The 22,018-nt window shown below is 56.9% G+C and carries 24 protein-coding genes and 1 other annotated feature; of the genes, 14 read left to right on the forward strand and 10 right to left on the reverse strand.

The window, feature by feature from the left end; genetic code table 11:
• Nucleotides 1-179: 179 nt before the first annotated feature.
• The 4 genes from yqaB (at nucleotide 180) to luxS (ending at nucleotide 3,498) form a co-directional block, all read left to right on the forward strand.
• A complete protein-coding gene (gene yqaB / locus ACRAWE_RS20585) occupies nucleotides 180-746 on the forward strand; it encodes a fructose-1-phosphate/6-phosphogluconate phosphatase (protein WP_004932523.1) in 567 nt (188 codons plus the stop codon).
• Nucleotides 743-1,171 (forward strand): YqaA family protein, encoded by a 429-nt coding sequence (locus ACRAWE_RS20590; protein WP_025159656.1) that lies wholly within the window; start codon nucleotides 743-745, stop codon nucleotides 1,169-1,171. The genes yqaB and ACRAWE_RS20590 overlap by 4 nt, the downstream gene beginning before the upstream one ends.
• Before the next feature lie 82 nt (nucleotides 1,172-1,253).
• Nucleotides 1,254-2,816, forward strand: a complete 1,563-nt coding sequence (gene gshA / locus ACRAWE_RS20595) for a glutamate--cysteine ligase (protein ID WP_025159657.1) — start codon at nucleotides 1,254-1,256, stop codon at nucleotides 2,814-2,816.
• Nucleotides 2,817-2,982: 166 nt separating this feature from the next.
• Nucleotides 2,983-3,498 (forward strand): S-ribosylhomocysteine lyase, encoded by a 516-nt coding sequence (gene luxS, locus ACRAWE_RS20600; RefSeq protein ID WP_019455133.1) that lies wholly within the window; start codon nucleotides 2,983-2,985, stop codon nucleotides 3,496-3,498.
• Nucleotides 3,499-3,564: 66 nt separating this feature from the next.
• Here luxS and ACRAWE_RS20605 read toward each other — a convergent pair whose 3' ends face one another.
• On the reverse strand, nucleotides 3,565-4,854 hold the full coding sequence (locus ACRAWE_RS20605; RefSeq protein ID WP_019455134.1) for an HlyC/CorC family transporter: 1,290 nt from the start codon (nucleotides 4,852-4,854) through the stop codon (nucleotides 3,565-3,567).
• A gap of 40 nt (nucleotides 4,855-4,894) precedes the next feature.
• On the reverse strand, nucleotides 4,895-5,686 hold the full coding sequence (locus tag ACRAWE_RS20610) for a cytochrome C assembly family protein (protein ID WP_004932506.1): 792 nt from the start codon (nucleotides 5,684-5,686) through the stop codon (nucleotides 4,895-4,897).
• A 169-nt stretch (nucleotides 5,687-5,855) separates the two neighbouring features.
• Between ACRAWE_RS20610 and ffh the strand changes: the two genes are divergently transcribed.
• The 5 genes from ffh (at nucleotide 5,856) to rplS (ending at nucleotide 9,472) form a co-directional block, all read left to right on the forward strand.
• Nucleotides 5,856-7,217, forward strand: a complete 1,362-nt coding sequence (gene ffh, locus ACRAWE_RS20615; protein WP_004932504.1) for a signal recognition particle protein — start codon at nucleotides 5,856-5,858, stop codon at nucleotides 7,215-7,217.
• Nucleotides 7,218-7,431: 214 nt separating this feature from the next.
• Nucleotides 7,432-7,680, forward strand: coding sequence for a 30S ribosomal protein S16 (gene rpsP / locus ACRAWE_RS20620; protein WP_004932501.1), 249 nt, complete (start codon nucleotides 7,432-7,434; stop codon nucleotides 7,678-7,680).
• Nucleotides 7,681-7,698: 18 nt separating this feature from the next.
• Entirely contained in the window at nucleotides 7,699-8,247 is a 549-nt protein-coding gene (rimM, locus tag ACRAWE_RS20625) for a ribosome maturation factor RimM (protein WP_019455135.1), read from the forward strand.
• Between the two features lie 52 nt (nucleotides 8,248-8,299).
• Complete coding sequence (trmD, locus tag ACRAWE_RS20630; protein WP_004932485.1) at nucleotides 8,300-9,067, forward strand: tRNA (guanosine(37)-N1)-methyltransferase TrmD; 768 nt, start codon at nucleotides 8,300-8,302, stop codon at nucleotides 9,065-9,067.
• A gap of 48 nt (nucleotides 9,068-9,115) precedes the next feature.
• Entirely contained in the window at nucleotides 9,116-9,472 is a 357-nt protein-coding gene (gene rplS, locus ACRAWE_RS20635) for a 50S ribosomal protein L19 (protein WP_019455136.1), read from the forward strand.
• A gap of 143 nt (nucleotides 9,473-9,615) precedes the next feature.
• On the opposite strand, the gene ACRAWE_RS20640 is transcribed toward rplS, so the two are convergent.
• The 4 genes from ACRAWE_RS20640 to ACRAWE_RS20655 all read right to left on the reverse strand — a co-directional run bounded on the left by ACRAWE_RS20640 (nucleotide 9,616) and on the right by ACRAWE_RS20655 (nucleotide 11,639).
• Complete coding sequence (locus ACRAWE_RS20640) at nucleotides 9,616-9,843, reverse strand: ogr/Delta-like zinc finger family protein (protein ID WP_016929021.1); 228 nt, start codon at nucleotides 9,841-9,843, stop codon at nucleotides 9,616-9,618.
• Nucleotides 9,844-9,907: 64 nt separating this feature from the next.
• Nucleotides 9,908-10,423 (reverse strand): lysozyme, encoded by a 516-nt coding sequence (locus tag ACRAWE_RS20645; protein ID WP_019455137.1) that lies wholly within the window; start codon nucleotides 10,421-10,423, stop codon nucleotides 9,908-9,910.
• Complete coding sequence (locus ACRAWE_RS20650; RefSeq protein WP_019455138.1) at nucleotides 10,407-10,628, reverse strand: HP1 family phage holin; 222 nt, start codon at nucleotides 10,626-10,628, stop codon at nucleotides 10,407-10,409. The genes ACRAWE_RS20645 and ACRAWE_RS20650 overlap by 17 nt, the downstream gene beginning before the upstream one ends.
• A 246-nt stretch (nucleotides 10,629-10,874) precedes the next feature.
• On the reverse strand, nucleotides 10,875-11,639 hold the full coding sequence (locus tag ACRAWE_RS20655) for a DUF481 domain-containing protein (RefSeq protein ID WP_025159658.1): 765 nt from the start codon (nucleotides 11,637-11,639) through the stop codon (nucleotides 10,875-10,877).
• Nucleotides 11,640-12,145: 506 nt separating this feature from the next.
• Between ACRAWE_RS20655 and ACRAWE_RS20660 the strand changes: the two genes are divergently transcribed.
• Nucleotides 12,146-13,222, forward strand: a complete 1,077-nt coding sequence (locus ACRAWE_RS20660; RefSeq protein WP_019455140.1) for a 3-deoxy-7-phosphoheptulonate synthase — start codon at nucleotides 12,146-12,148, stop codon at nucleotides 13,220-13,222.
• A 3-nt stretch (nucleotides 13,223-13,225) separates the two neighbouring features.
• Entirely contained in the window at nucleotides 13,226-14,347 is a 1,122-nt protein-coding gene (gene tyrA / locus ACRAWE_RS20665; protein WP_019455141.1) for a bifunctional chorismate mutase/prephenate dehydrogenase, read from the forward strand.
• A 55-nt stretch (nucleotides 14,348-14,402) separates the two neighbouring features.
• Here tyrA and pheA read toward each other — a convergent pair whose 3' ends face one another.
• The 4 genes from pheA to bamD form a co-directional block, all read right to left on the reverse strand.
• The gene (pheA, locus tag ACRAWE_RS20670) at nucleotides 14,403-15,560 is read right to left on the reverse strand and encodes a bifunctional chorismate mutase/prephenate dehydratase (protein ID WP_042783716.1); all 1,158 of its coding nucleotides are present in this window, start codon (nucleotides 15,558-15,560) and stop codon (nucleotides 14,403-14,405) included.
• A 42-nt stretch (nucleotides 15,561-15,602) separates the two neighbouring features.
• Nucleotides 15,603-15,729 (reverse strand) — a sequence feature (Phe leader region).
• Nucleotides 15,681-15,728, reverse strand: coding sequence for a hypothetical protein (locus tag ACRAWE_RS20675; RefSeq protein ID WP_101428074.1), 48 nt, complete (start codon nucleotides 15,726-15,728; stop codon nucleotides 15,681-15,683). (Overlaps the previous feature by 48 nt.)
• Nucleotides 15,730-15,851: 122 nt before the next feature.
• Nucleotides 15,852-16,193 carry a ribosome-associated translation inhibitor RaiA gene (gene raiA, locus ACRAWE_RS20680; protein ID WP_004932457.1) on the reverse strand — a complete coding sequence of 114 codons (342 nt, stop codon included), beginning with the start codon at nucleotides 16,191-16,193 and terminating at the stop codon, nucleotides 15,852-15,854.
• A 311-nt stretch (nucleotides 16,194-16,504) separates the two neighbouring features.
• Nucleotides 16,505-17,236, reverse strand: coding sequence for an outer membrane protein assembly factor BamD (gene bamD / locus ACRAWE_RS20685; protein WP_004932456.1), 732 nt, complete (start codon nucleotides 17,234-17,236; stop codon nucleotides 16,505-16,507).
• 131 nt (nucleotides 17,237-17,367) lie between these two features.
• On the opposite strand from bamD, the gene rluD reads away from it, so the two are divergent.
• From rluD to clpB, 3 genes are all read left to right on the forward strand, one after another.
• The gene (gene rluD, locus ACRAWE_RS20690; RefSeq protein WP_025159659.1) at nucleotides 17,368-18,345 is read left to right on the forward strand and encodes a 23S rRNA pseudouridine(1911/1915/1917) synthase RluD; all 978 of its coding nucleotides are present in this window, start codon (nucleotides 17,368-17,370) and stop codon (nucleotides 18,343-18,345) included.
• A complete protein-coding gene (gene yfiH, locus ACRAWE_RS20695; protein WP_019455144.1) occupies nucleotides 18,345-19,076 on the forward strand; it encodes a purine nucleoside phosphorylase YfiH in 732 nt (243 codons plus the stop codon). Before rluD ends, yfiH begins: the two co-directional genes overlap by 1 nt.
• 130 nt (nucleotides 19,077-19,206) lie before the next feature.
• The gene (clpB, locus tag ACRAWE_RS20700; RefSeq protein ID WP_004932446.1) at nucleotides 19,207-21,780 is read left to right on the forward strand and encodes an ATP-dependent chaperone ClpB; all 2,574 of its coding nucleotides are present in this window, start codon (nucleotides 19,207-19,209) and stop codon (nucleotides 21,778-21,780) included.
• Nucleotides 21,781-22,018: the final 238 nt, after the last annotated feature.

A 22,018-nucleotide genomic window follows, 5' to 3' on the forward strand; every position in this document is an offset into this window, starting at 1 on the left:
ATCTAAGAGAAACCCGCTTCGGCGGGTTTTTCGCTTTTCAGCATTCAGCCATTCTCTCTTCACTCCTTTCCTTCTTTGCACCCGAACGCTCACAGCACATTCCGCTATGACGCAGTCAGCGACAACCCAACGGCTTTACGCTAAAGTAGTTTTCTTTCCTCAACGATCATGGAGTAACGATGTACGACCGCTATCAGGGTCTTATTTTCGACATGGACGGCACGATTCTGGACACCGAGCCAACGCACCGTAAAGCGTGGAGTGAAGTGCTGTCCCGTTATGGCATGACGTTTGATGAAGCGGCGATGGTGGCGCTGAGCGGTTCACCAACCTGGCGCATCGCTCAGGCGATTATCGCCAGCCATCAGGCCGATCTCGATCCCCATCACCTGGCCGCGGAGAAAACCCGCGCGGTGGAGGCGATGCTGTTGGACAGCGTGCGCCCGTTGCCGCTGATCGAGGTGGTAAAATCCTATCACGGTCGCCGTCCGATGGCGGTCGGTACCGGCAGCGAGCACCGCATGGCGGAAATGCTGCTGCGTCATCTCGGCCTGTTCAACTGCTTCGACGCGATCGTCGGGGCGGACGACGTACAGCGCCACAAACCGGAGCCGGACACCTTCCTGCGCTGCGCTGAACTTATCGGCGTGCCGCCGGAAAAGTGCGTGGTGTTTGAAGACGCCGAGTTCGGCATTCAGGCGGCAAAAAGCGCCGGTATGGACGTGGTAGACGTTCGCACGCTGTGAGTAGTACGCTAGCCGTAATATCGTTATTTGGCAGCAGCTTCCTCAGTGCGACGCTGCTGCCGGGAAATTCAGAAATCGTTCTGGTCGCTTTGCTGACCCAGAGTCGCGTCTCGCCGGAATTGCTGGTGCTGGCCGCGACCCTGGGCAACACGCTGGGCGGCTTGACCAATGTCATTATCGGGCGCCTGTTACCGGCGTTGAAACCACAGCGGGGGCTGGCAACGGCGCTCGGGTGGCTGCAACGCTTCGGCCCGGCTGCGCTGTTGCTCAGCTGGGTGCCGGTGGTGGGCGATTTGTTGTGCGTGTTGGCAGGTTGGCTGCGCATGCCCTGGGGCTCTGTCGCGCTGTTTCTGTGTATCGGAAAGGCGCTGCGTTACATCGTTTTGACTATGATAACGGTACAGGGCATCGCCTGGTGGCAGTAACCAAGTGAATATAACTCAATATTCTCTCGGGTGCGGATTCAGTATGCTTACGAGTTATTGTTTTTAGAAGCGGGAGGTCAATTTGATCCCGGACGTATCACAGGCGCTTTCTTGGTTGGAAGCCCATCCTCAGGCATTAAAAGGCATTCGTCGCGGCATCGAGCGTGAAACGCTGCGAGTCACGCCGAACGGCACCTTGGCGACTACCGGGCATCCGGAAAAGCTGGGGGCGGCATTGACGCACCACTGGATTACCACGGATTTCGCCGAGGCGCTGTTAGAGTTCATTACGCCGGTTGATGACAATATCGATCACCTGCTGACGTTCTTGCGCGATATTCATCGCTACGTGGCGCGCAATATTGGCGATGAACGCATGTGGCCGCTCAGCATGCCGTGCTTTATCGAAGCCGAACAGGATATCGAGCTGGCGCAGTTCGGTTCGTCGAACATCGGCCGCATGAAGACGCTGTACCGCGAAGGGCTGAAGAATCGCTATGGCGCGCTGATGCAGACCATTTCCGGCGTGCACTACAACTTCTCGCTGCCGCTGGAGTTTTGGCAGGCCTGGGCCGGCGTGCAGGATGCCGAAAGCGGTAAAGAGCAGATCTCGGCGGGCTATTTCCGCCTGATCCGCAACTACTACCGTTTCGGTTGGGTGATCCCATATCTGTTCGGCGCATCGCCGGCGATCTGTTCTTCGTTCCTCAAAGGGCGCGAGACCAATCTGCCGTTCGAGCGCACCGAACAGGGCATGTGCTACCTGCCATACGCCACCTCGTTGCGTTTGAGCGACCTGGGTTACACCAACAAATCGCAGAGTAATCTGGGCATTACCTTCAACGATCTGCACAGCTATGTGGCCGGTCTGAAGCGGGCGATCGCCACGCCTTCGGAAGAGTTCGCCAAGCTGGGCGTGAAAGAGGGCGATCGCTATCTGCAGCTGAACAGCAACGTGCTGCAAATCGAGAACGAGCTGTATGCGCCGATCCGGCCGAAGCGCGTGACCAAAAGCGGCGAGACGCCGTCGGACGCGTTGCTGCGCGGCGGCATCGAATACATCGAAGTGCGCTCGCTGGACATCAACCCGTTCTCGCCGATCGGCGTGGATGCGGTGCAGGCGCGTTTCCTGGATCTGTTCCTGGTGTGGTGCGCGCTGGCGGATGCGCCGGAGATGAGCAGCGATGAGCTGCTGTGCACGCGCAAAAACTGGAACCGAGTGATCCTGGAAGGGCGCAAGCCGGGCCAGACCATCGGCATCGGCTGTGGCGCCAGCCATGAGCCGCTGGAGAAAGTCGGCAAGGCGTTGTTCGCCGATCTGCGTCGGGTAGCGGAAGTGCTGGACGGCGAAGCCGGCAATCGTCAATACCAGCAGGTGTGCGATGAGTTGGTCGCCGCGTTCGACGATCCGGAACTGACTTTCTCCGCACGCATTCTGAAGGCGATGAAGGCGGAAGGCACCGGGCGCGTCGGTCTGCAGTTGGCTGAACGCTATCGCGAGATGCTGCTGGAAGAGCCGTTGGAAATTCTGAACGAAGCTGAGCTGGATAAAGAGCGCGAGGCTTCGTGGCAGCGCCAACGCGACATAGAAGCCAATGATACGCTAAGCTTTGAAGCGTTCCTGAAGCAAAACGGCGGAAGCTGAAAAAGAAAAAGGCCACATCAATGTGGCCAAATATGCATCTCTGATGACAGGGATGATGATAACAAATGCGCGTCTTTCACATACTCAGACTCGCAGGGTTGGAAAAGGTTTCCCGGTTAGGAAAAAAAGTTTCGAAATAAATGCTCTTTTACGAGGAGGTAGCGAAATGCCATTGCTGGATAGCTTTACCGTCGATCATACCCGTATGGCAGCTCCGGCTGTCCGCGTTGCAAAAACCATGAAAACGCCTCATGGCGATACCATCACGGTGTTTGACCTGCGCTTTTGCCGCCCGAACCTGGAAGTGATGCCCGAGCGCGGCATTCACACGCTGGAGCACCTGTTCGCCGGCTTTATGCGTGACCATCTGAACGGCCAGGGCGTGGAAATTATCGACATCTCTCCGATGGGCTGTCGCACCGGTTTCTACATGAGCCTGATCGGCGTGCCTGAAGAGCAGCGCGTTGCCGATGCCTGGAAAGCGGCGATGGCCGACGTGCTGAAAGTGACCGATCAGCGCAAGATCCCTGAGCTGAACGAGTATCAATGCGGCACTTACCATATGCACTCGCTGGAAGAAGCGCAGGAGATCGCCAAGCACATTCTGGATAACGATGTGGTGGTGAACCACAACGACGAGCTGGCGCTGCCGAAAGAGAAGCTGCAGGAACTGCATATCTAGTCGTACGTGGCCCGCAGAGATAAAAAAAGACGCGATTTCGCGTCTTTTTTACGTTCAGGCCGACGGTCAGTGATGACCGACGCTGGCCTGCAGCGAGGTGATTGGCGTGACCCGCACCTGTTTGATCATGTTGCCCTGTACGTCGAGAATGTCGATATCGTAATGGCCGATGCGCACTCGAGTGCCGGTTTCGGGGATCTCTTCCAGCTCTTCCAGCAGCATGCCGTTGACGGTGCGCGCCTCGTTGGCCGGCAGAGTCCAGTTGAAGGCCTTGTTCAGCTCGCGCACGTTGGCGGTACCGTCGATCAAGACCGAGCCGTCGCTCTGCGGCGTGACTTCTTCCGCCAGCGTCGGCGACATCGAGGTGGTGAAGTCGCCGACGATCTCTTCGAGGATGTCTTCCACCGTGACCAGCCCCTGAATGTCGCCGTACTCGTCGACCACGATGCCGACCTTCTCTTTGTTGCGCTGGAACTTCACCAGCTGCACGTTGAGCGGCGTGCCTTCCGGCACGAAGTAGATCTCATCGGCGGCGCGCAGCAGGTTTTCTTTGTTGAACTCTTTTTTCTCGGTCATCAGACGGTAGGCTTCGCGCACGCGCAGCATGCCGATCGCATCGTCCAGAGAGCTGCGATACAGCACGATGCGGCCGTGCGGCGAGTGGGTCAGCTGACGCATGATCGACTTCCAGTCGTCGTTGACGTCGATGCCGACGATCTCGGTGCGCGGCACCATGATGTCGTTGACCGTCACCTTTTCCAGATCCAGCACCGAGATCAGCATGTCCTGATTGCGACGGGAGATCTGCGACTGGGATTCGCGCACGATGGTGCGCAGCTCATCTTTGCTGACGGCGTCGCTGATGCGCACATTGGTGCGAATGCCGAACAGACGTAGGGTCAGGCTGGTGATGCCGTTGAGCAGCCAGACCAGCGGGAACATCACCTTTTGCAACGGCGCCAGCAAGACGCTGCTGGGGAAGGCGATGCGTTCCGGGTAAAGCGCGGCGAAGGTTTTCGGCAGCACTTCAGCGAACAGCAACACGGCGAAGGTCAGCACACCGGTGGCGATCGCCACGCCGAGATCGCCATACAGCCGCATGCCGACGATGGTCGCCAGCGCCGAGGCGAGAATGTTGACCAGGTTGTTGCCGATCAGCACCAGACCGATCAGCCGATCCGGTTTTTGCAGCAGTTTCTCCACCCGACGCGCCGAGCGGTTGCCCTGTTTGGACAGATGACGCAGGCGATAACGATTGAGCGTCATCATGCCGGTTTCGGAGGCGGAGAAGTAAGCAGAGACCACGATCATGATCACCAGGATAATGATGAGGGTCCCCGTCGACACATGCTCCAATGCAGTATTCCTTATATAGGGAGAATTGAACCGGGCTGGCTTAGCGCACCATCACCTGCTGAATCAGACGGCTGCCGAAATAGGCGAGTGTCAACAGGAAGGCGCCGGCGAAGCTGAACCAGACGACGCGGCGACCGCGCCAGCCCTCATGGTAGTGGCCCCACAACAGCACGATATACACGAACCAGGCCATGATCGACAGCACGGCTTTATGCACGTTCTCTTTACTGAACAGATTATCCATGTACAGCAGGCCGGTGCACAGGGTGAGCGTCAGCAGCACCACGCCGATCTGGGTGATATGGAACATTTTGCGCTCGATGCTCATCAGCGGCGGCATGTCGGCGCTGAAGGTCAATTTCTTGTTTTTCAACAGGTAGTCGAGCCAGGCGAGCTGCAAGGCATAGAGCGCGGCGATGATCAGAGTAGCGTAAGAGAACAACGCCAGGCCGATATGCACCATCAGTTCCGGGCTGGCTTCCAGATGAGTGATGAACTCGCCGGGCATGAAGCTGGCGAAGGCCAGGTTGATCATCGCGAAGCTGTAGACAATCGGCAGCAGGAACCAGCCGCGATCGCGCGAGGCGACGAAGGTCATCACCGAGCAGATGATCAGGCTGACGATAGAGCCAATGTTCAGCAGGCTGAGATTTTGCCCGGCGCTGACGTCAAAGATGCGCTGCTGCAGTGCGATGGCGTGGCAAATCAGTGCCACCACCGCCGAGACGAGGGCAAGCCGACGGTATGCGCTGTTCTTCCGCAACAAACTGGGAATGATCAGTCCAAGGCTGAGCAGGTAGGCCATCAAAGCCACAATGGAGAAAACTGGCATAGCGTTTAATTTTGCTTCGGCGTGGTTAATTGGAGTGTCAGTATAACGTTGCGCGCGTTTCACTCCAACCGATCTCCAACGCTGAGGCAGAGATCCTGCGCGCTTCGTGTTATCATCGGCGCAATTGTGTCGCCGGAGCGGCCTGTCATTACACGTTGAGCATGAGACGATGTTTGAAAATTTAACCGATCGATTGTCGCGCACGTTGCGCAATATCAGCGGCCGCGGGCGGCTGACCGAAGAGAATATCAAGGAAACCCTGCGTGAAGTGCGCATGGCATTGCTGGAGGCGGACGTTGCGCTGCCGGTGGTGCGCGACTTCATCAACCGCGTCAAAGAGAGCGCGGTCGGCCATGAAGTCAACAAAAGCCTGACGCCGGGGCAGGAATTCGTCAAGATCGTCAAAGGCGAGCTGATCGCCGCGATGGGCGAAGTGAATACCGAGCTGAACCTGGCGGCACAGCCGCCGGCGGTGGTGCTGATGGCGGGCCTGCAGGGCGCCGGTAAAACCACCAGCGTCGGTAAGCTCGGCAAGTTCCTGAAAGAAAAACAGAAGAAGAAAGTGTTGGTGGTTTCCGCGGACGTTTATCGCCCGGCGGCGATCAAACAGCTGGAAACGCTGGCGGAAGGCGTCGGCATCGACTTCTTCCCGTCTGATGTCAAAGAAAAACCGATCGACATCGTCAATCGCGCGCTGCAACAGGCCAAGCTGAAGTTCTACGACGTGCTGATCGTCGATACCGCCGGCCGCTTGCACGTTGACGAAGCGATGATGGACGAGATCAAACAGGTGCACGCGGCGATCAAGCCGGTGGAGACCCTGTTCGTGGTCGACGCCATGACCGGGCAAGATGCCGCCAATACCGCCAAGGCGTTTAACGAAGCGCTGCCGCTGACCGGCGTGGTGCTGACCAAGGTCGACGGCGACGCGCGCGGTGGTGCCGCGCTGTCCATCCGCCACATCACCGGCAAGCCGATCAAGTTCCTCGGCGTGGGCGAGAAGACCGAAGCGCTGGAACCGTTCTATCCGGATCGCGTGGCATCGCGCATCCTGGGCATGGGCGACGTGCTGTCGCTGATCGAAGATATCGAAAGCAAGGTCGACCGCGAGCAGGCGGAGAAGCTGGCCAACAAGCTGAAGAAGGGCGACGGTTTCGATCTGACCGACTTCCTGGAGCAGCTCAAGCAGATGCGCAACATGGGCGGCATGGCCAACATGTTGAGCAAGCTGCCGGGCGCGGGCCAGCTGCCGGACAACGTCAAGTCGCAGATGGACGACAAAGTGCTGGTGCGCATGGAGGCGATCATCAACTCGATGACGCTGAAAGAGCGCGCCAAACCGGAAATCATCAAGGGCTCGCGCAAGCGCCGCATCGCGATGGGGGCCGGCATGCAGGTGCAGGACGTCAACCGCTTGCTGAAGCAGTTCGACGAAATGCAGCGTATGATGAAGAAGATGAAGAAAGGCGGTATGGCGAAGATGATGCGCGGCATGAAAGGCATGATGCCGCCGGGCTTCCCAGGCCGCTGACGGGCCCCCGCACGCCGAGTGCGGGCGCTTTCAGCATTCGCCGTTCGCGGTGAAAACCGCCCGAAATTTGACAGGCTGCAAAAGTTGTCCCCTGCGATTGACGCTTTAGATTGCTTTTTGCGCCAAAATGAGTAAAATTTTCGGGCTTTTTATATTGCAACCGGGCCCCGTCCCTCAATGGGGCCCGGCTGTTTTATTAACTAAAGAGGATGTTATGGTAACAATTCGTTTGGCACGTGGCGGCGCTAAAAAGCGTCCGTTCTATCAAGTAGTAGTGACCGACAGCCGCAACGCTCGTGATGGTCGTTTCATCGAGCGCGTAGGCTTCTTCAACCCGATCGCTTCCGGTCAGGCTGAAGCACTGCGTCTGGACCTGGACCGCATCGAGCACTGGGTTGGTCTGGGTGCAACCGTTTCTGATCGCGTTCACGCGCTGATCAAAGACGCTAAGAAAGCAGCTTAATCTGTCGCGGTGGTGGCAATGAGCAAGCAACTCAAACCGGTAGCGCCTAAGCAGCCGATTGTACTCGGTAAAATGGGGTCCGCTTACGGCATTCGTGGTTGGCTCAGAGTGTTTTCATCCACCGAGAACGCCGAAAGCATTTTTGACTATCAGCCGTGGTTTATCCAGCAGGCGGGTCAGTGGCAGCATATCGAGTTGGAAGACTGGAAGCGCCACAGTCAGGATCTGATCATCAAGGTCAAAGGCATTGACGATCGGGACGCGGCGAATCTGCTGACTAATCGCGAGATTATGGTGGATTCTGAGCAACTTCCTCCGCTGGAGGGTGACGATTACTACTGGAAAGACCTGATGGGCTGCCAGGTAGTCACCACCGCCGGCTACGAGCTGGGTAAAGTCATCGATATGATGGAAACCGGCTCGAACGATGTGATGGTTGTGAAAGCGAACCTGAAAGATGCGTTCGGCATGAAGGAGCGGTTGATTCCGTTTCTTCATGGGCAGGTTATCAAGAAAGTCGATCTCACTGCCCGCGTGATTGAGGCAGATTGGGATCCTGGTTTTTGACCTCCGGATCATACGGTCGAAGCAAGTGGAATAACGGTAAGGGGATTGGCTTGTGTTCATCGGTATTGTAAGCCTGTTTCCTGAGATGTTCCGCGCTATCACCGATTACGGGGTGACTGGCCGGGCAGTAAAAAATGGCCTGCTGAGCGTGCAGTGTTGGAGTCCTCGCGACTTCACCTACGACCGGCATCGTACCGTGGACGATCGCCCATACGGCGGCGGCCCGGGAATGCTGATGATGGTGCAACCTTTACGGGAAGCCATTCATGCAGCGAAAGCAGCGGCAGGCGAGGGAGCAAAGGTGATTTATCTGTCACCTCAGGGGCGCAAGCTGGATCAAACCGGCGTGTGCGAACTGGCGGCCAATCAGAAGATGATTCTGGTGTGCGGCCGTTACGAAGGGATAGATGAGCGCGTAATCCAAACCGAAATTGACGAAGAATGGTCAATCGGCGATTACGTTCTCAGCGGCGGGGAACTGCCGGCGATGACCCTGATTGATTCAGTCGCCCGTTTCATACCGGGTGTGCTGGGCCATCAGGCCTCAGCGGAGGAAGACTCCTTCGCCGACGGATTGCTGGACTGCCCGCACTATACCCGCCCAGAGGTGTTGGAAGGGATGGAAGTACCGCCGGTTCTGCTGTCGGGCAACCATGCCGAGATACGTCGCTGGCGCTTAAAGCAGTCGCTGGGCCGAACCTGGCTTAGAAGACCTGAACTTCTAGAAAGCCTAGCTCTGACTGACGAGCAAGCGGTGTTGCTGGCTGAGTTCCAACGGGAACATCAGGCCAGGCAACAGGACTATGAAGGAAACGTCTGACATCAGACGGGACCGATATATCAGTTTACCTAGGGTAAGAGACATATTATGAGCAACATTATTAAGCAACTTGAACAAGAGCAGATGAAACAAGACGTACCTGCATTCCGTCCGGGTGATTCCGTGGAAGTGAAGGTATGGGTCGTTGAAGGTAGCAAAAAACGTCTGCAGGCATTCGAGGGCGTGGTTATCGCTATCCGTAACCGCGGTCTGCACTCTGCATTCACTGTTCGTAAGATTTCCAACGGCGAAGGTGTTGAGCGCGTATTCCAGACTCACTCCCCAGTAATCGACAGCATTACTGTTAAACGTCGTGGTGCCGTTCGTAAAGCTAAACTGTACTACCTGCGTGAACGTACTGGTAAGTCTGCTCGTATCAAAGAGCGTCTGAACCGCGTTAACTAACGCTGCATCCAAAAGTTAATAGTTATCAGGGGTTGGCCTATGCCAACCCCTTTTTTTATCCGAAAATTCTATCGCGCTGTATTTGCGAGAGTCCGTCTGCGTAGTACCGACATGAAAAAGCCTGCATCAGCAGGCCTTTTACCCTACAGCGCGGCGGCGCTTTGTTTATGCTGATTCTCCGGCGGGTGCGGCTGCGCCGGGACAATATCATCGCCAGGTTTAACGATCACCCGTGCAACGGACTCGTGCGTGGCGAACGTGCAGCTGCAGTTGATGTTGCGACATTGATGGTAACGCTCTTTGGTCGACTCGCTCAGATAACGGCTGGAGCGAGTGTGGGCCACGTGACCGCATAGTGGACAGTGCATCATAAGAACCCCCTTGAACAAATTAAGTGAAATTGTTGTGGCATCACCACTTCGGTGTGCGAGCCCGTCATGTCGAGGCCATGCCTTGCAAACACAGTGCGCGTTCCTTGGCGCGTCGCTGTTCCAGCCCCTTGTTTTTCTTTCCATTTACGTAAACCCAGCGCGGCAACTGATCGCAGGCCTGCCGCCACTGGCTTTGTTGCAGCAGCGCGACCAGCGTGGAGTGGCAGGCGGCGCTGATGCCGACGTTGAAGGCGAAGGCAATCACCGCGTCATAGGTTTCTTGCGAGAGCGTTTGCGGTAGGCAGGTGGCCATGCCGCGCTCGGTACGGCGAACATCGTCCACCAAGTCCACAGCGGCTTTCCGTTCATCAATCGCCTCAGCTGGGATGACGCCGGCGGTGTGTCCAATACCCCGCGTCCATACTCCGGCGCTGCACTGGTAAGGCGACAGGCGGCAACCTTCGAGATCGGCGATCAGCCTGAGGCCGGCCTCTGAGGTTTGCAGTTCGCCGAAAGAGGGCAACAGCACGGCGATGGCCAAAACGGCGGCGACGCTGCAGCGTTTAACGATTGCACTCATCGTAAATTTTCCTCCGTAATGCCGCATTGCGTTCAATGGCCTTCAAGATCTGCAGGCTTTTACGGCGGTAGTACCAATTCACCAGAAAAGTGCCGATTCCTACCGCTGCACCAACTAAAAAGGCAATGTCCTGCGGTGACAGTTTGCCCAGCCAGGCGAGAAACAGCGCCATGGCATAGGTGATGAATGAGGTAATTTTCTCCATAGCTGATGCTCGCTTTGTGTACAGAACCTTGGGGCAGGAGGTATCGATGCTTTGTTGACTGCTCTCTATCGATATCCGTCATGCTCCTGGCCTGTATAATAATTACTGTATATGCATACAGTATTAAGCTATTTGCTAAAGTCGTCAATGGGTGGGGTGAATATTTTTAGCAAATTGTGCAAAGGGTGACGGCAGGCATAAAAAAAGCCCATCGATGATGGGCTTCGTGAAAGGGGGACGGGGAGATTACAGGCCGTAAACCAGCGTGACCGAAGTAGTGGTGTCGGTGTTCTTCGGCGCCGAGGCCGGCGGTTTGCTGTTGTAGGTCACGGTGTAGGCCACGCGCAGTGAGAAACGATCGTTGATCGCCACGTTCAGCGCGCTTTCCGAGTTCAGCGTAGTTTCTTCGTTCGCCAGTGCGGAGACGCCCTGAATGAACTTGGTGTTGTCGGTCAGCTGGTAGGAATAGTTGGCCGCGCCGTAAGCCAGGCCTTTGGTTGAACGGCCGCCGCCGTGGTATTCGTCATGGCGCACGCCGGGGCCGAATTCCACCCGCAGGTCGCTGAGAGGCCCATTGAGGATTTGACGGCCGTAGCCGCCGGTCAGCGTGGAACGCGAGTCGTAACCATTGAAACGGTCGCTCAGCCAGCTGGCCTGGCCGAACAGGTAGTTGCGATCGGTCAGGTTATAGCGCGTACGGCCGCCGGCCTGGTATTTCTCGGACGAGCGCACGTTGGAGGAGGTGGTGTTGTTGGCCGCACCCCACAGGCTGTACGCCGCATCGGTGTTAAACCAGGTCATGTTGGTATTGGCCAACAGGGTGGAGCTCTGCGAATTGCCGGACTGGGCGTTATAGCCCGCCTGCACGTTGCCTTCGAACGGTTTCTTGGCGGTGGCCGGATCGTCCATCGCGGTGAAAAGCGTATTGTCGGCAAGGGCTGAAACACTGGTGAAAGTCGTTAAGCAGCAAATATACAGCGGAAAAGCGCGACGAGCGCGAGAAGAGAGCATCTTGGATCCAGTTGTTAAGGGTGGTTATTGTTGATGACGGTCACATTATATCGGTTCATTTCGGCGACAAAAATAGCCGCCATTAGCTTAAGTTTTTAATTTTTATTCCTTATTTATTCGCTTTTCTTCTACATAAATTCATCGCTTTCGGCGGTATTTCGTGCTGGGTCTGGCGGAGATCCTCCTCTGCCTATTTGCCGGCGTCTAATCGGATGGGGCCCTTCTTTGTAAATTCGAGTGTGAATTTATGTTTACAGGTTGGAGCCTTTGTCAGAAAGGTGTGTAACAGTGTGAATATGGATTGGGTTTTAATTTAGTTGTTTGTATTTATTGTATTTTTGTTTGATTTTGTGATGCTGACACAAAGCGGTTTCAATGAAAAATATCACGGTAATTTTTTATTTACGGAAAATGGATTGAAAACTTTACATATCGTGATAGGGTAGAGCCTTGAAACGCTCAATGCTCCATTTCAACGCATAACGCCAAACGACAGGAATTGCATCATGCAAAAAGACGCGCTCAATAACGTACATATCAGTGCAGAACAGGTTCTCATCACGCCAGAGGAACTGAAAAACCAGTTCCCGCTCAGCGCCAGCGACGAAAATGAAATCGCCGCCGCGCGCAACACCATCGCCAACATTTTACAGGGGCGCGATCATCGCCTGTTGGTAGTGTGCGGGCCTTGTTCGATCCACGATCCGGATGCGGCGCTGGACTACGCCCGTCGTTTGAAAACCCTGGCGGCTGACTTGAGCGATCAGCTGTATATCGTTATGCGCGTCTATTTTGAAAAACCCCGAACCACTGTCGGCTGGAAAGGTTTGATCAACGATCCGTACATGGACGGCTCGTTTGACGTTGAAGCAGGCTTGCATATTGCGCGTCGCCTGTTGCTGGATTTGGTGGGCATGGGCTTGCCGTTGGCCACCGAAGCGTTGGATCCGAACAGCCCGCAGTACCTGGGGGACTTGTTCAGCTGGTCGGCAATCGGTGCGCGCACCACCGAATCGCAGACGCACCGTGAAATGGCCTCCGGCCTGTCGATGCCTGTCGGATTTAAAAACGGCACCGACGGCAGTCTGGGCACCGCCATCAACGCTATGCGCGCCGCCGCCATGCCGCACCGTTTTGTCGGCATCAACCAGGCGGGGCAGGTTTGCCTGCTGCAGACTCAGGGTAACCCGGACGGGCACGTTATCCTGCGTGGCGGCAAGACCCCGAACTACAGCGCCGAGCACGTTGCGGCCTGTGAAAAACAGATGCTCGAGGCGGGACTCCACCCGTCCTTGATGATAGATTGCAGCCATGGCAACTCGAATAAAGACTATCGCCGTCAGCCGGCGGTTGCCGAGTCCGTGGTGGAGCAGATCAAAGCGGGCAATCGCTCGATCACCGGCATTATGCTGGAGAGCCATCTGCATGAAGGCAATCAGTCTTCCGAACAGCCGCGTGCAGACATGCGTTACGGTGTGTCCGTTACCGACGCCTGCATCGACTGGGAAAGTACGGAAACGCTGCTGCGCCACATGCATCAGGAACTCGGCGCTGCGCTGACGGCACGCACGGGAGAAAAGTAAGTTATGGTGGCAGAACTGACCGCGCTGCGCGATCAAATCGACGAGGTGGATAAAGCGCTGCTGGACCTGCTGGCGAAGCGCCTGCATCTGGTAGCGGAAGTGGGGGAGGTGAAAAGCCGTCACGGTCTGCCGGTCTATGTGCCGGAGCGCGAGGCGGCGATGCTGGCCTCGCGGCGCCAAGAGGCGGAAAACCTCGGCGTGCCGCCGGATTTGATCGAGGACGTTTTGCGCCGCGTGATGCGCGAATCCTACGTCAGCGAGAATGATAAAGGCTTTAAAACCCTGTGCCCGCAGCTGCGACCGATCGTCATCATCGGTGGCAATGGCCAGATGGGCCGGTTGTTCAACCGCCTGCTGACGCTGTCGGGTTATCAGGTCAGGGTGTTGGATCAGGAAGATTGGCCGCAGGCGGAACAGCTGTTGGCGGATGCCGGCATGGTGATTGTCAGCGTGCCGATTCACGTGACCGAGCAGGTGATAAGCCGCCTGCCGCCGCTGCCCGCCGACTGCATTCTGGTGGATCTGGCCTCGGTGAAAAATCGCCCGTTGCATGCGATGTTGGCGGCGCACAGCGGCCCGGTGGTCGGCTTGCACCCGATGTTCGGCCCGGACGTGGGCAGCGTGGCCAAGCAGGTGGTGGTTTACTGCGACGGCCGCCAGCCGGAGGCTTACCAGTGGCTGCTTGAACAGCTGCAGGTGTGGGGCGCGCGGCTGCATCGCATCAGCGCAGTCGAGCACGATCAGAATATGGCGTTTATCCAGGCGCTGCGGCACTTCGCCACCTTCGCCTACGGCTTGCACCTGGCGGAAGAGAACGTGCAGCTGGAGCAATTGCTGGCGCTCTCCTCGCCAATCTACCGGCTGGAGCTAGCGATGGTTGGCCGCCTGTTTGCGCAGGATCCGCAGCTGTACGCCGACATCATCATGTCGTCTGAAGAAAACGTGGCGCTGATCAAGCGCTACTACCAGCGTTTTGGCGAGGCGATAAAGCTGTTGGAGCACGGTGATAAACAGGCGTTTATCGACAGCTTCCGCAAGGTAGAGCACTGGTTCGGCGATTACGCCCAACGCTTCCTGGTGGAGAGCCGCACGCTGTTGCGGCAGGCTAACGATAGTCGGCAGTAACGCGCGGGCAGCAGATATGGAGGGTTCGGCTTGGCCGAACCCTTTTTTTATGGTTTCACGACGGGTTGACCGGCACCACGGTGTCGCTCGGGTAACAACCCAACACCTTCAGTGAGCGGGTGATCGGCGCCAGATCGCGCAGTGCTTTTTGCATCGCGTCGGCGCGCAGGTTGGCCTGCACATCGATATAAAACATCTCTTCCCATGGATTGCCATTGATCGGGCGTGACTCCAGTTTGGTCATGATAATGCCGTTGTCTCGCAGTACCAGCAGCGCTTCGACCAGCGCGCCGGATTGCTGGCCGGTCGCCATGATCAGCGTGGTTTTGGCCGGCACCTGTTCGGAGACGTCGATCGCTTTGCGCGCCAAGACGATGAAACGGGTGATATTTTGTTGCTGGTTGGCGAGGTTGTGCTCCAACACTTGCAGCCCGTACAGCGCGCCGCCGGCTTCGCTACCGAGCGCAGCCACCTTCGGTGAATTCAGCTTGGCGACTTTCTCCATCGCGGCGGCGGTGCTTTCGGTATATTCAATTTTCCAGTGCGGGAAGCGATTCAGGAACTGGCTGCACTGCTGGAACGGCTGCGGGTGGCTATAGACGGTTTCAATCTGGCTAAGATCGCTGTCGCCAGCGATCAGAACGCAGTGGTTGATCGGGTTAGTCAGCTCGCCGACGATCGACAGGCTGGTATGTTGCAGCAGATCATACACCTCGTTAATCGAGCCGGAGCTGGTGTTCTCGATCGGCAGAATGGCATAGTCCGCCTGGCCGGTTTCCACCTGGGCGAAGATATCCTGAAACTTCTGGCAGCCGCATTCGATCAGCCGATCAAAATGACGGGCGGCGTATTGGCGCGCCGCCAGATGCGAATAAGAGCCTTTAGGGCCGAGGAAGGCGATGCGGGCGGAGTGTTGGCTGACGGGGTTGAGCTGGTGCTGCAGCAGCGCCTGTTGGGTCAGGACGGAATCTTCGATAATCAGTTGAAACAGACGGGTGACGTAGAAGCCATCCAGGTCGTAAGGCTTGGCGGCGGCGATCAGCGCATCCAGCAGATCGCGCTCGCGCTCTTTATCGCGGATCGGGCGGTGAGAGTGCAGCTTGGTCTTGCCGACTTCGATCGCCAGCTCACGGCGTTCCGCCAGCAGAGCCAGCAGTTTCAAGTCCAGTGCGCTGATGCGCTCGCGCAGCACCAATAACGGGTTGTCAGTCATAATCAGCTTCCGCCTTCTGTTCTTATTCGTTGTAAAACAGCCATAAAAAAAGCCCCCTGTCTCCAGGAGGCCTTGTTGTTCGTCTTCGCATTCTTTCTCACACGACGAAACGCCTCCCAGTCAGGGGAAGGTAAAAAAGAATGCGAAGAAAAACGGTGTGCGTGGCATGGTCTACCTAAGGTTGTTGTGAACAGGTTTTAAAGTAACCGCTGGCCTTTAGCCCGTCAACAAAAATACCCGACAAAAAACGCGCCCTCGGGCGCGTTTGATGCGGCAATCGCAGTCGGACGGTTATTCCTGCTCTTGCGTGACTTCCGGCACGATGTCTTTCACGCTGGCATTGCAGCGGCGTGCTTCGCCTTTGTGCTGCACCTTGTTCAACTGGCGCTCCAGCTTGGCGATAAGCTCATTAACGGCGGTATACATGTCGTCATGCTTGGCGCTGGCGACCAGCGGGCCGTTAGGCGTGGTAATGGTAGCGTCGGCGACAAACCCTTGCGGCTCTTTGGATAAGACGATATGCGGGTTAATCAGCTGGGTCTGCCATTTTTCCAGTTTGGTGAGACGGTCTTCGACGTGATTGCGGATGGCGGGAGTGATATCCATTTGTTTGCTGGTAATGTTCAATGTCATATAACTTACCTCTCTGTCTTTCCGTCTTGGTGAGTCCAGCATACCCCGCTTTTTGTTTAAATGCGTGATGTGAATCACGATTTTTTGTCACTTTTTGCAAAGTTAGTTCAATCTGTGATTCAGCATCTGAATTGATTATCTAATGCTTGAGAGTTGCCGCCGGATGGCGCATTATCGATGAGTTGACCGGTGAATAGCGCTCGCTAACACCGTGTTTTTACTTGTGTATTTTTCCAGTAAAACCCGGTCGACGCCAATGAAAACGGCAGCCTGGGCTGCCGTTTGGTTTTTCTATCGTTGCCGATGCGCGATTATTGCGGGTTGGCGGCGATCACTTTGGCCACTTTGTCAGCCTGGCCGTTCAGCTGCAGCTGCTTGTAGGCATTTTCCATCAGCGGCAACACGTCGTGCGTCGCTTTGGTATCCGGGAATTCACGCAACATCTGCTCGGCGCGATTAACGACCGCGACGTAAGCACCGCGTTTAGTGTAGTATTCCGCCACCGAAAGCTCATACTTGGCCAAGCGGTCTTTCAGATACACCAAACGCTTGTTGGCGTCGGTTGCGTATTGGCTGTTCGGATATTGCTGAATCAACTGGCTGAAGTCGCGGAACGCAGCGCGAGCGTGCTGAGGATCGCGGTCCGAACGGTCAACCCCGAAGAAGCCCTGCAGCGCGCTGTCATCGAGCGCCATGTCGGTCAGACCACGCATGTACATCACGTAATCGATGTTCGGGTGCGTCGGGTTCAGGCGCATGAAGCGATCGATCGATGCCTGAGCCATCGGCAAGTCGGCAGCCTTATAGTAGGCGTAAATCAAATCCAGCTGGACCTGCTGGGAATACGGCCCGAAAGGATAGCGGTTGTCTAACGCTTCGAGTTGCGTAATCGCGCCCTTGAAGTTACCGTCCTGCAGTTTTTGCTGCGCGGTAGCATAGATTTCCGAAGGTGGGTTGTCGGGAACCGCATCCTTGGATGTGGAGCAACCTGCCAGCGCCAGGCTCAACGTGGCTGCCGCCACCAGATATTTCATACGCGTCATGACGTTTTGATTATCCTCAGGGTGTTATTCCGGGAGACTGTCCGTTAAGCTCCCGACAAAGACCAGGTACAATAGCACATTATATTAAACGGCATCGCCGTGAAAACCCAACGTTAACGAAGAAGCTGCATATGGCACAACAAGTACAACTCACCGCAACGGTGGCCGAATCTCAACTCGGACAACGTTTAGATCAGGCTTTGGCCGAATTGTTCCCTGATTATTCACGATCTCGCATAAAAGAGTGGATCCTGGGCGATCGGGTGAAGGTCAATGGCAAAACGTCAAACAAACCGAAAGAGAAGGTGCTGGGCGGAGAGGCGGTCGCCATCGATGCACAGATAGAAGAAGAAGCGCGTTGGGAGCCGCAGGACATTGCGCTGGACATCGTCTATGAAGACAGCGACATCCTGGTGATCAACAAGCCGCGCGATTTGGTGGTGCATCCTGGCGCCGGCAATCCGGACGGCACGGTGCTCAATGCGCTGCTGCATCACTACCCGGAAATCGCCGACGTGCCGCGCGCCGGCATCGTACACCGTCTGGATAAAGACACCACCGGCCTGATGGTGGTGGCGAAGACCGTACCGGCGCAAACTCGGCTGGTGGAAGCGCTGCAGGCGCGTGAAATCACCCGTGAATACGAAGCGGTGGCGATCGGCACCATGACGGCAGGCGGCACGGTAGAGGAGCCTATCGCGCGCCACTCCACCAAACGCACTCACATGGCGGTGCATCCGATGGGTAAACCGGCGGTGACGCATTATCGCATTATGGAGCACTTCCGTGCGCATACCCGCCTGCGTTTGCGCCTGGAAACCGGCCGTACTCACCAGATCCGCGTGCACATGGCCTACATCAGTCATCCGCTGGTGGGCGATCCGCTGTACGGCGGCCGTCCACGTCCGCCAAAGGGCGCTTCGGAAGCCTTCATCAACACGCTGCGCGGCTTTGACCGCCAGGCGCTGCACGCCACCATGCTGCGTTTGTACCATCCGATCAGCGGCATCCAGATGGAGTGGCATGCGCCGCTGCCGCAGGACATGGTCGATCTGATCAATGCGCTGAAGGCGGACACCGAAGAATTCAAAGATCAGATGGACTGGTAATGAACTCGCTCATTCTGCCCGACTGGCCGTTACCTCCCGGCGTTAAGGCCTGCAGCACCACGCGCGGTGGCGGCGTCAGCCTGCCGCCTTATGACTCGCTGAATCTCGGCGCCCACGTCGGCGACGAGGTGCAAGCGGTGAAGCGCAATCGGGAACGGCTGGTTATCGCCGCCGGTTTGCCGCAAATGCCGGTGTGGCTCGAGCAGGTACACGGCACTCGCGTGGTGACGTTGGCCGGGCAAGCGCCCGCCGATCTGCGGGCGGATGCGGTGTACAGCAATGTGCCGGGGCAGGTGTGCGCAGTGATGACGGCGGATTGTCTGCCGGTGCTATTCTGCTCGCAGCGCGGCGACGAAGTGGCCGCCGCTCACGCCGGTTGGCGTGGGTTATGCCACGGCGTGCTGGAGCAAACCGTAGCGGCGTTCAACGCCGCGCCGGGCCAGATCAGCGCCTGGTTGGGGCCGGCGATCGGCCCACAGCAGTTTGAGGTCGGGCCGGAGGTGCGCGCCGCTTTCATGGCGGAAGACGCCGAAGCCGCGGCGGCGTTTACGCCGCACGGCGATAAGTTTTTGGCTAATATCTACTTGCTGGCTCGCCAACGTTTGTTGCGAGCGGGCGTGCAGGCCATCTATGGCGGCGACCGCTGTACGGTTAACGAAACGAGTCATTTTTTCTCCTATCGACGCGACGGAATAACCGGACGTCTGGCAAGTTTAATCTGGCTGATATAACCTATTGAATTAGGACGATCCAACGACGCATGGCGTTGTACCGAAAATTTAGCGTCGAGATAACCTTGAAAATTTGAGGGATGACCTCATTTAATCTCCAGTAGCAATTTCGACCCATCTTGGAGGTGTTATGCGTCTGGATCGTCTTACCAACAAATTCCAGCTTGCCCTCGCCGATGCCCAGTCACTAGCCCTTGGGCACGACAACCAGTTTATTGAACCGCTACATCTGATGAGCGCCCTGCTCAATCAGGAAGGGGGCACGGTTCGTCCATTATTAACTTCCGCAGGTATCGATGCCGGGCGCGTGCGCACCGAGATCGAACAGGCGCTGTCCCGTTTACCGCAGGTAGAAGGCACCGGTGGCGACGTTCAACCGTCCCACGAGCTGGTGCGCGTTTTGAACCTGTGCGACAAGCTGGCGCAGAAGCGTGCGGACAAATTCATTTCTTCCGAGCTGTTTGTGCTTGCGGTGCTGGAAGACCGCGGCTCGCTGACCGACTTGTTGAAAGCGGCTGGTGCGACGGCCGACAAAATCAGCAAAGCCATTGAACAAATGAGAGGCGGTGACAGCGTGGAAGATCAAGGCGCCGAAGACCAACGGCAAGCATTGAAGAAATATACCATCGACCTGACCGAGCGCGCCGAGCAGGGCAAGCTTGACCCGGTGATCGGCCGTGACGAAGAGATCCGCCGCACCATTCAGGTGCTGCAGCGCCGTACCAAAAACAACCCGGTGTTGATCGGCGAACCTGGCGTGGGTAAAACCGCCATCGTCGAAGGCCTGGCGCAACGCATCATCAACGGCGAAGTGCCGGAAGGGCTGAAGCACAAGCGCGTATTGTCCCTCGATATGGGCGCTTTGATCGCCGGTGCCAAATACCGCGGCGAGTTTGAGGAGCGCCTGAAAGGCGTGCTCAACGATTTGGCCAAGCAGGAAGGCAGTGTGATCCTGTTTATCGACGAACTGCACACCATGGTCGGTGCCGGGAAGGCGGATGGCGCGATGGATGCGGGCAACATGCTGAAGCCGGCGCTGGCGCGCGGCGAACTGCACTGCGTCGGTGCCACCACGCTGGATGAGTACCGCCAATATATAGAGAAGGATGCGGCGCTCGAACGTCGTTTCCAGAAAGTGTATGTAGCGGAGCCGAGCGTGGAAGACACCATCGCTATCCTGCGCGGCCTGAAAGAGCGTTACGAACTGCACCACCATGTGCAGATCACCGACCCGGCCATCGTAGCGGCGGCAACGCTTTCGCACCGTTATATCGCCGATCGTCAATTGCCGGACAAGGCTATCGACCTGATCGACGAAGCGGCGTCCAGCATTCGCATGCAGATGGACTCCAAGCCGGAATCGCTCGACAGGCTTGAGCGCCGCATCATTCAATTGAAGCTGGAACAGCAGGCGCTGAATAAAGAGTCTGACGATGCCAGCAAGAAACGCCTGGAAATGCTCAGCGATGAGCTGGGGCAGAAAGAGCGCGAGTATTCGGAGCTGGAAGAAGAGTGGAAAGCGGAAAAAGCGTCGCTCTCCGGCACCCAGAATATCAAGGCTGAACTCGAACAGGCCAAAATCACTCTGGAGCAGGCGCGACGCGTCGGCGATCTGGGGCGGATGTCGGAACTGCAATACGGCAAAATCCCTGAGCTGGAGAAACAGCTCGCCGCCGCCACGCAGGCCGAAGGCAAGAGCATGAAGCTGCTGCGCAACCGGGTGACCGATGCGGAGATTGCCGAGGTGCTGGCGCGTGCCACCGGGATCCCGGTGGCCAGAATGCTGGAAGGGGAGCGTGACAAGCTGCTGCGCCTGGAGCAAGAGCTGCATTCGCGGGTTATCGGCCAGGACGAAGCGGTCAGCGCGGTTTCCAATGCGATTCGCCGCAGCCGCGCCGGGTTGTCCGATCCCAACCGGCCGATCGGTTCATTCCTGTTCCTTGGCCCGACCGGGGTGGGTAAAACCGAGCTCTGCAAGGCGTTGGCTTCGTTCTTATTCGACAGCGACGATGCCATGGTGCGTATCGATATGTCCGAGTTTATGGAGAAGCACTCCGTCTCTCGTCTGGTCGGCGCGCCTCCGGGCTATGTCGGTTATGAAGAGGGCGGCTACCTGACGGAAGCCGTACGCCGTCGGCCTTATTCGGTGATCCTGCTGGATGAAGTCGAGAAAGCGCACCCGGACGTGTTCAACATCCTGCTGCAGGTGTTGGATGACGGCCGCCTGACCGATGGTCAAGGCCGCACCGTCGATTTCCGCAATACCGTGGTGATCATGACGTCCAACTTGGGTTCGGATCTGATCCAGGAGCATTTCGGTCAGATGAACTACGCGCAGATGAAAGAGTCGGTGATGGAGATGGTGAGTCACCACTTCCGTCCGGAATTTATCAACCGTATCGATGAAGTGGTGGTGTTCCATCCGCTGGGCGAGAAACATATTGCTGCGATCGCCAAGATTCAGCTGTCGCGTCTGTACAAGCGTTTGGAAGAGCGCGGTTACGAAGTGACTATGACCGAGCCTGCTCTGGCGCTGTTGAGCAAAACCGGTTACGACCCTGTCTATGGCGCGCGTCCGTTGAAACGCGCTATTCAGCAGGAGATCGAGAACCCGTTGGCGCAGCAAATCCTGTCCGGCAAGCTGATCCCCGGCAAGCTGGTGACGCTGGATGTGGAAAACGACCATATCGTCGCACGCCAATAACGGCGATTAAGCGTAATAAAGATAAAAGGGAGCGGGCGACCGCTCCCTTTTCTTTATCTTCGTTTGCTCCTGTTTGCAGCGTTTGCCGCTATTACTGCGCTAAAACCGGTATTTTTTGACTAATAAACATCCTAAAAAGGCGTTTTTGGTGATTATTTGAACGCTTGAAAAGTTTTTTGCAATTAGGGGTTGCGGCCCGCCGAGAACTCCCTATAATGCGCCTCCACTGACCGGGAAC

Origin of the sequence: Serratia sp. BFP-2025 (genome assembly GCF_050880365.1) — a bacterium.
GTDB classification, from domain to species: domain Bacteria; phylum Pseudomonadota; class Gammaproteobacteria; order Enterobacterales; family Enterobacteriaceae; genus Serratia; species Serratia surfactantfaciens.

Coding starts and splice junctions, on each gene's coding strand:
- raiA (WP_004932457.1), bottom strand. CDS start 16,193: ATGACATTGAACATTACCAGCAAACAAATGGATATCACTCCCGCCATC.
- ACRAWE_RS20640 (WP_016929021.1), bottom strand. CDS start 9,843: ATGATGCACTGTCCACTATGCGGTCACGTGGCCCACACTCGCTCCAGC.
- rluD (WP_025159659.1), top strand. CDS start 17,368: ATGGCACAACAAGTACAACTCACCGCAACGGTGGCCGAATCTCAACTC.
- ACRAWE_RS20660 (WP_019455140.1), top strand. CDS start 12,146: ATGCAAAAAGACGCGCTCAATAACGTACATATCAGTGCAGAACAGGTT.
- rplS (WP_019455136.1), top strand. CDS start 9,116: ATGAGCAACATTATTAAGCAACTTGAACAAGAGCAGATGAAACAAGAC.
- tyrA (WP_019455141.1), top strand. CDS start 13,226: ATGGTGGCAGAACTGACCGCGCTGCGCGATCAAATCGACGAGGTGGAT.
- pheA (WP_042783716.1), bottom strand. CDS start 15,560: ATGACTGACAACCCGTTATTGGTGCTGCGCGAGCGCATCAGCGCACTG.
- ffh (WP_004932504.1), top strand. CDS start 5,856: ATGTTTGAAAATTTAACCGATCGATTGTCGCGCACGTTGCGCAATATC.
- yqaB (WP_004932523.1), top strand. CDS start 180: ATGTACGACCGCTATCAGGGTCTTATTTTCGACATGGACGGCACGATT.
- yfiH (WP_019455144.1), top strand. CDS start 18,345: ATGAACTCGCTCATTCTGCCCGACTGGCCGTTACCTCCCGGCGTTAAG.
- rimM (WP_019455135.1), top strand. CDS start 7,699: ATGAGCAAGCAACTCAAACCGGTAGCGCCTAAGCAGCCGATTGTACTC.
- clpB (WP_004932446.1), top strand. CDS start 19,207: ATGCGTCTGGATCGTCTTACCAACAAATTCCAGCTTGCCCTCGCCGAT.
- ACRAWE_RS20645 (WP_019455137.1), bottom strand. CDS start 10,423: ATGAGTGCAATCGTTAAACGCTGCAGCGTCGCCGCCGTTTTGGCCATC.
- ACRAWE_RS20650 (WP_019455138.1), bottom strand. CDS start 10,628: ATGGAGAAAATTACCTCATTCATCACCTATGCCATGGCGCTGTTTCTC.
- rpsP (WP_004932501.1), top strand. CDS start 7,432: ATGGTAACAATTCGTTTGGCACGTGGCGGCGCTAAAAAGCGTCCGTTC.
- luxS (WP_019455133.1), top strand. CDS start 2,983: ATGCCATTGCTGGATAGCTTTACCGTCGATCATACCCGTATGGCAGCT.
- ACRAWE_RS20610 (WP_004932506.1), bottom strand. CDS start 5,686: ATGCCAGTTTTCTCCATTGTGGCTTTGATGGCCTACCTGCTCAGCCTT.
- ACRAWE_RS20655 (WP_025159658.1), bottom strand. CDS start 11,639: ATGCTCTCTTCTCGCGCTCGTCGCGCTTTTCCGCTGTATATTTGCTGC.
- bamD (WP_004932456.1), bottom strand. CDS start 17,236: ATGACGCGTATGAAATATCTGGTGGCGGCAGCCACGTTGAGCCTGGCG.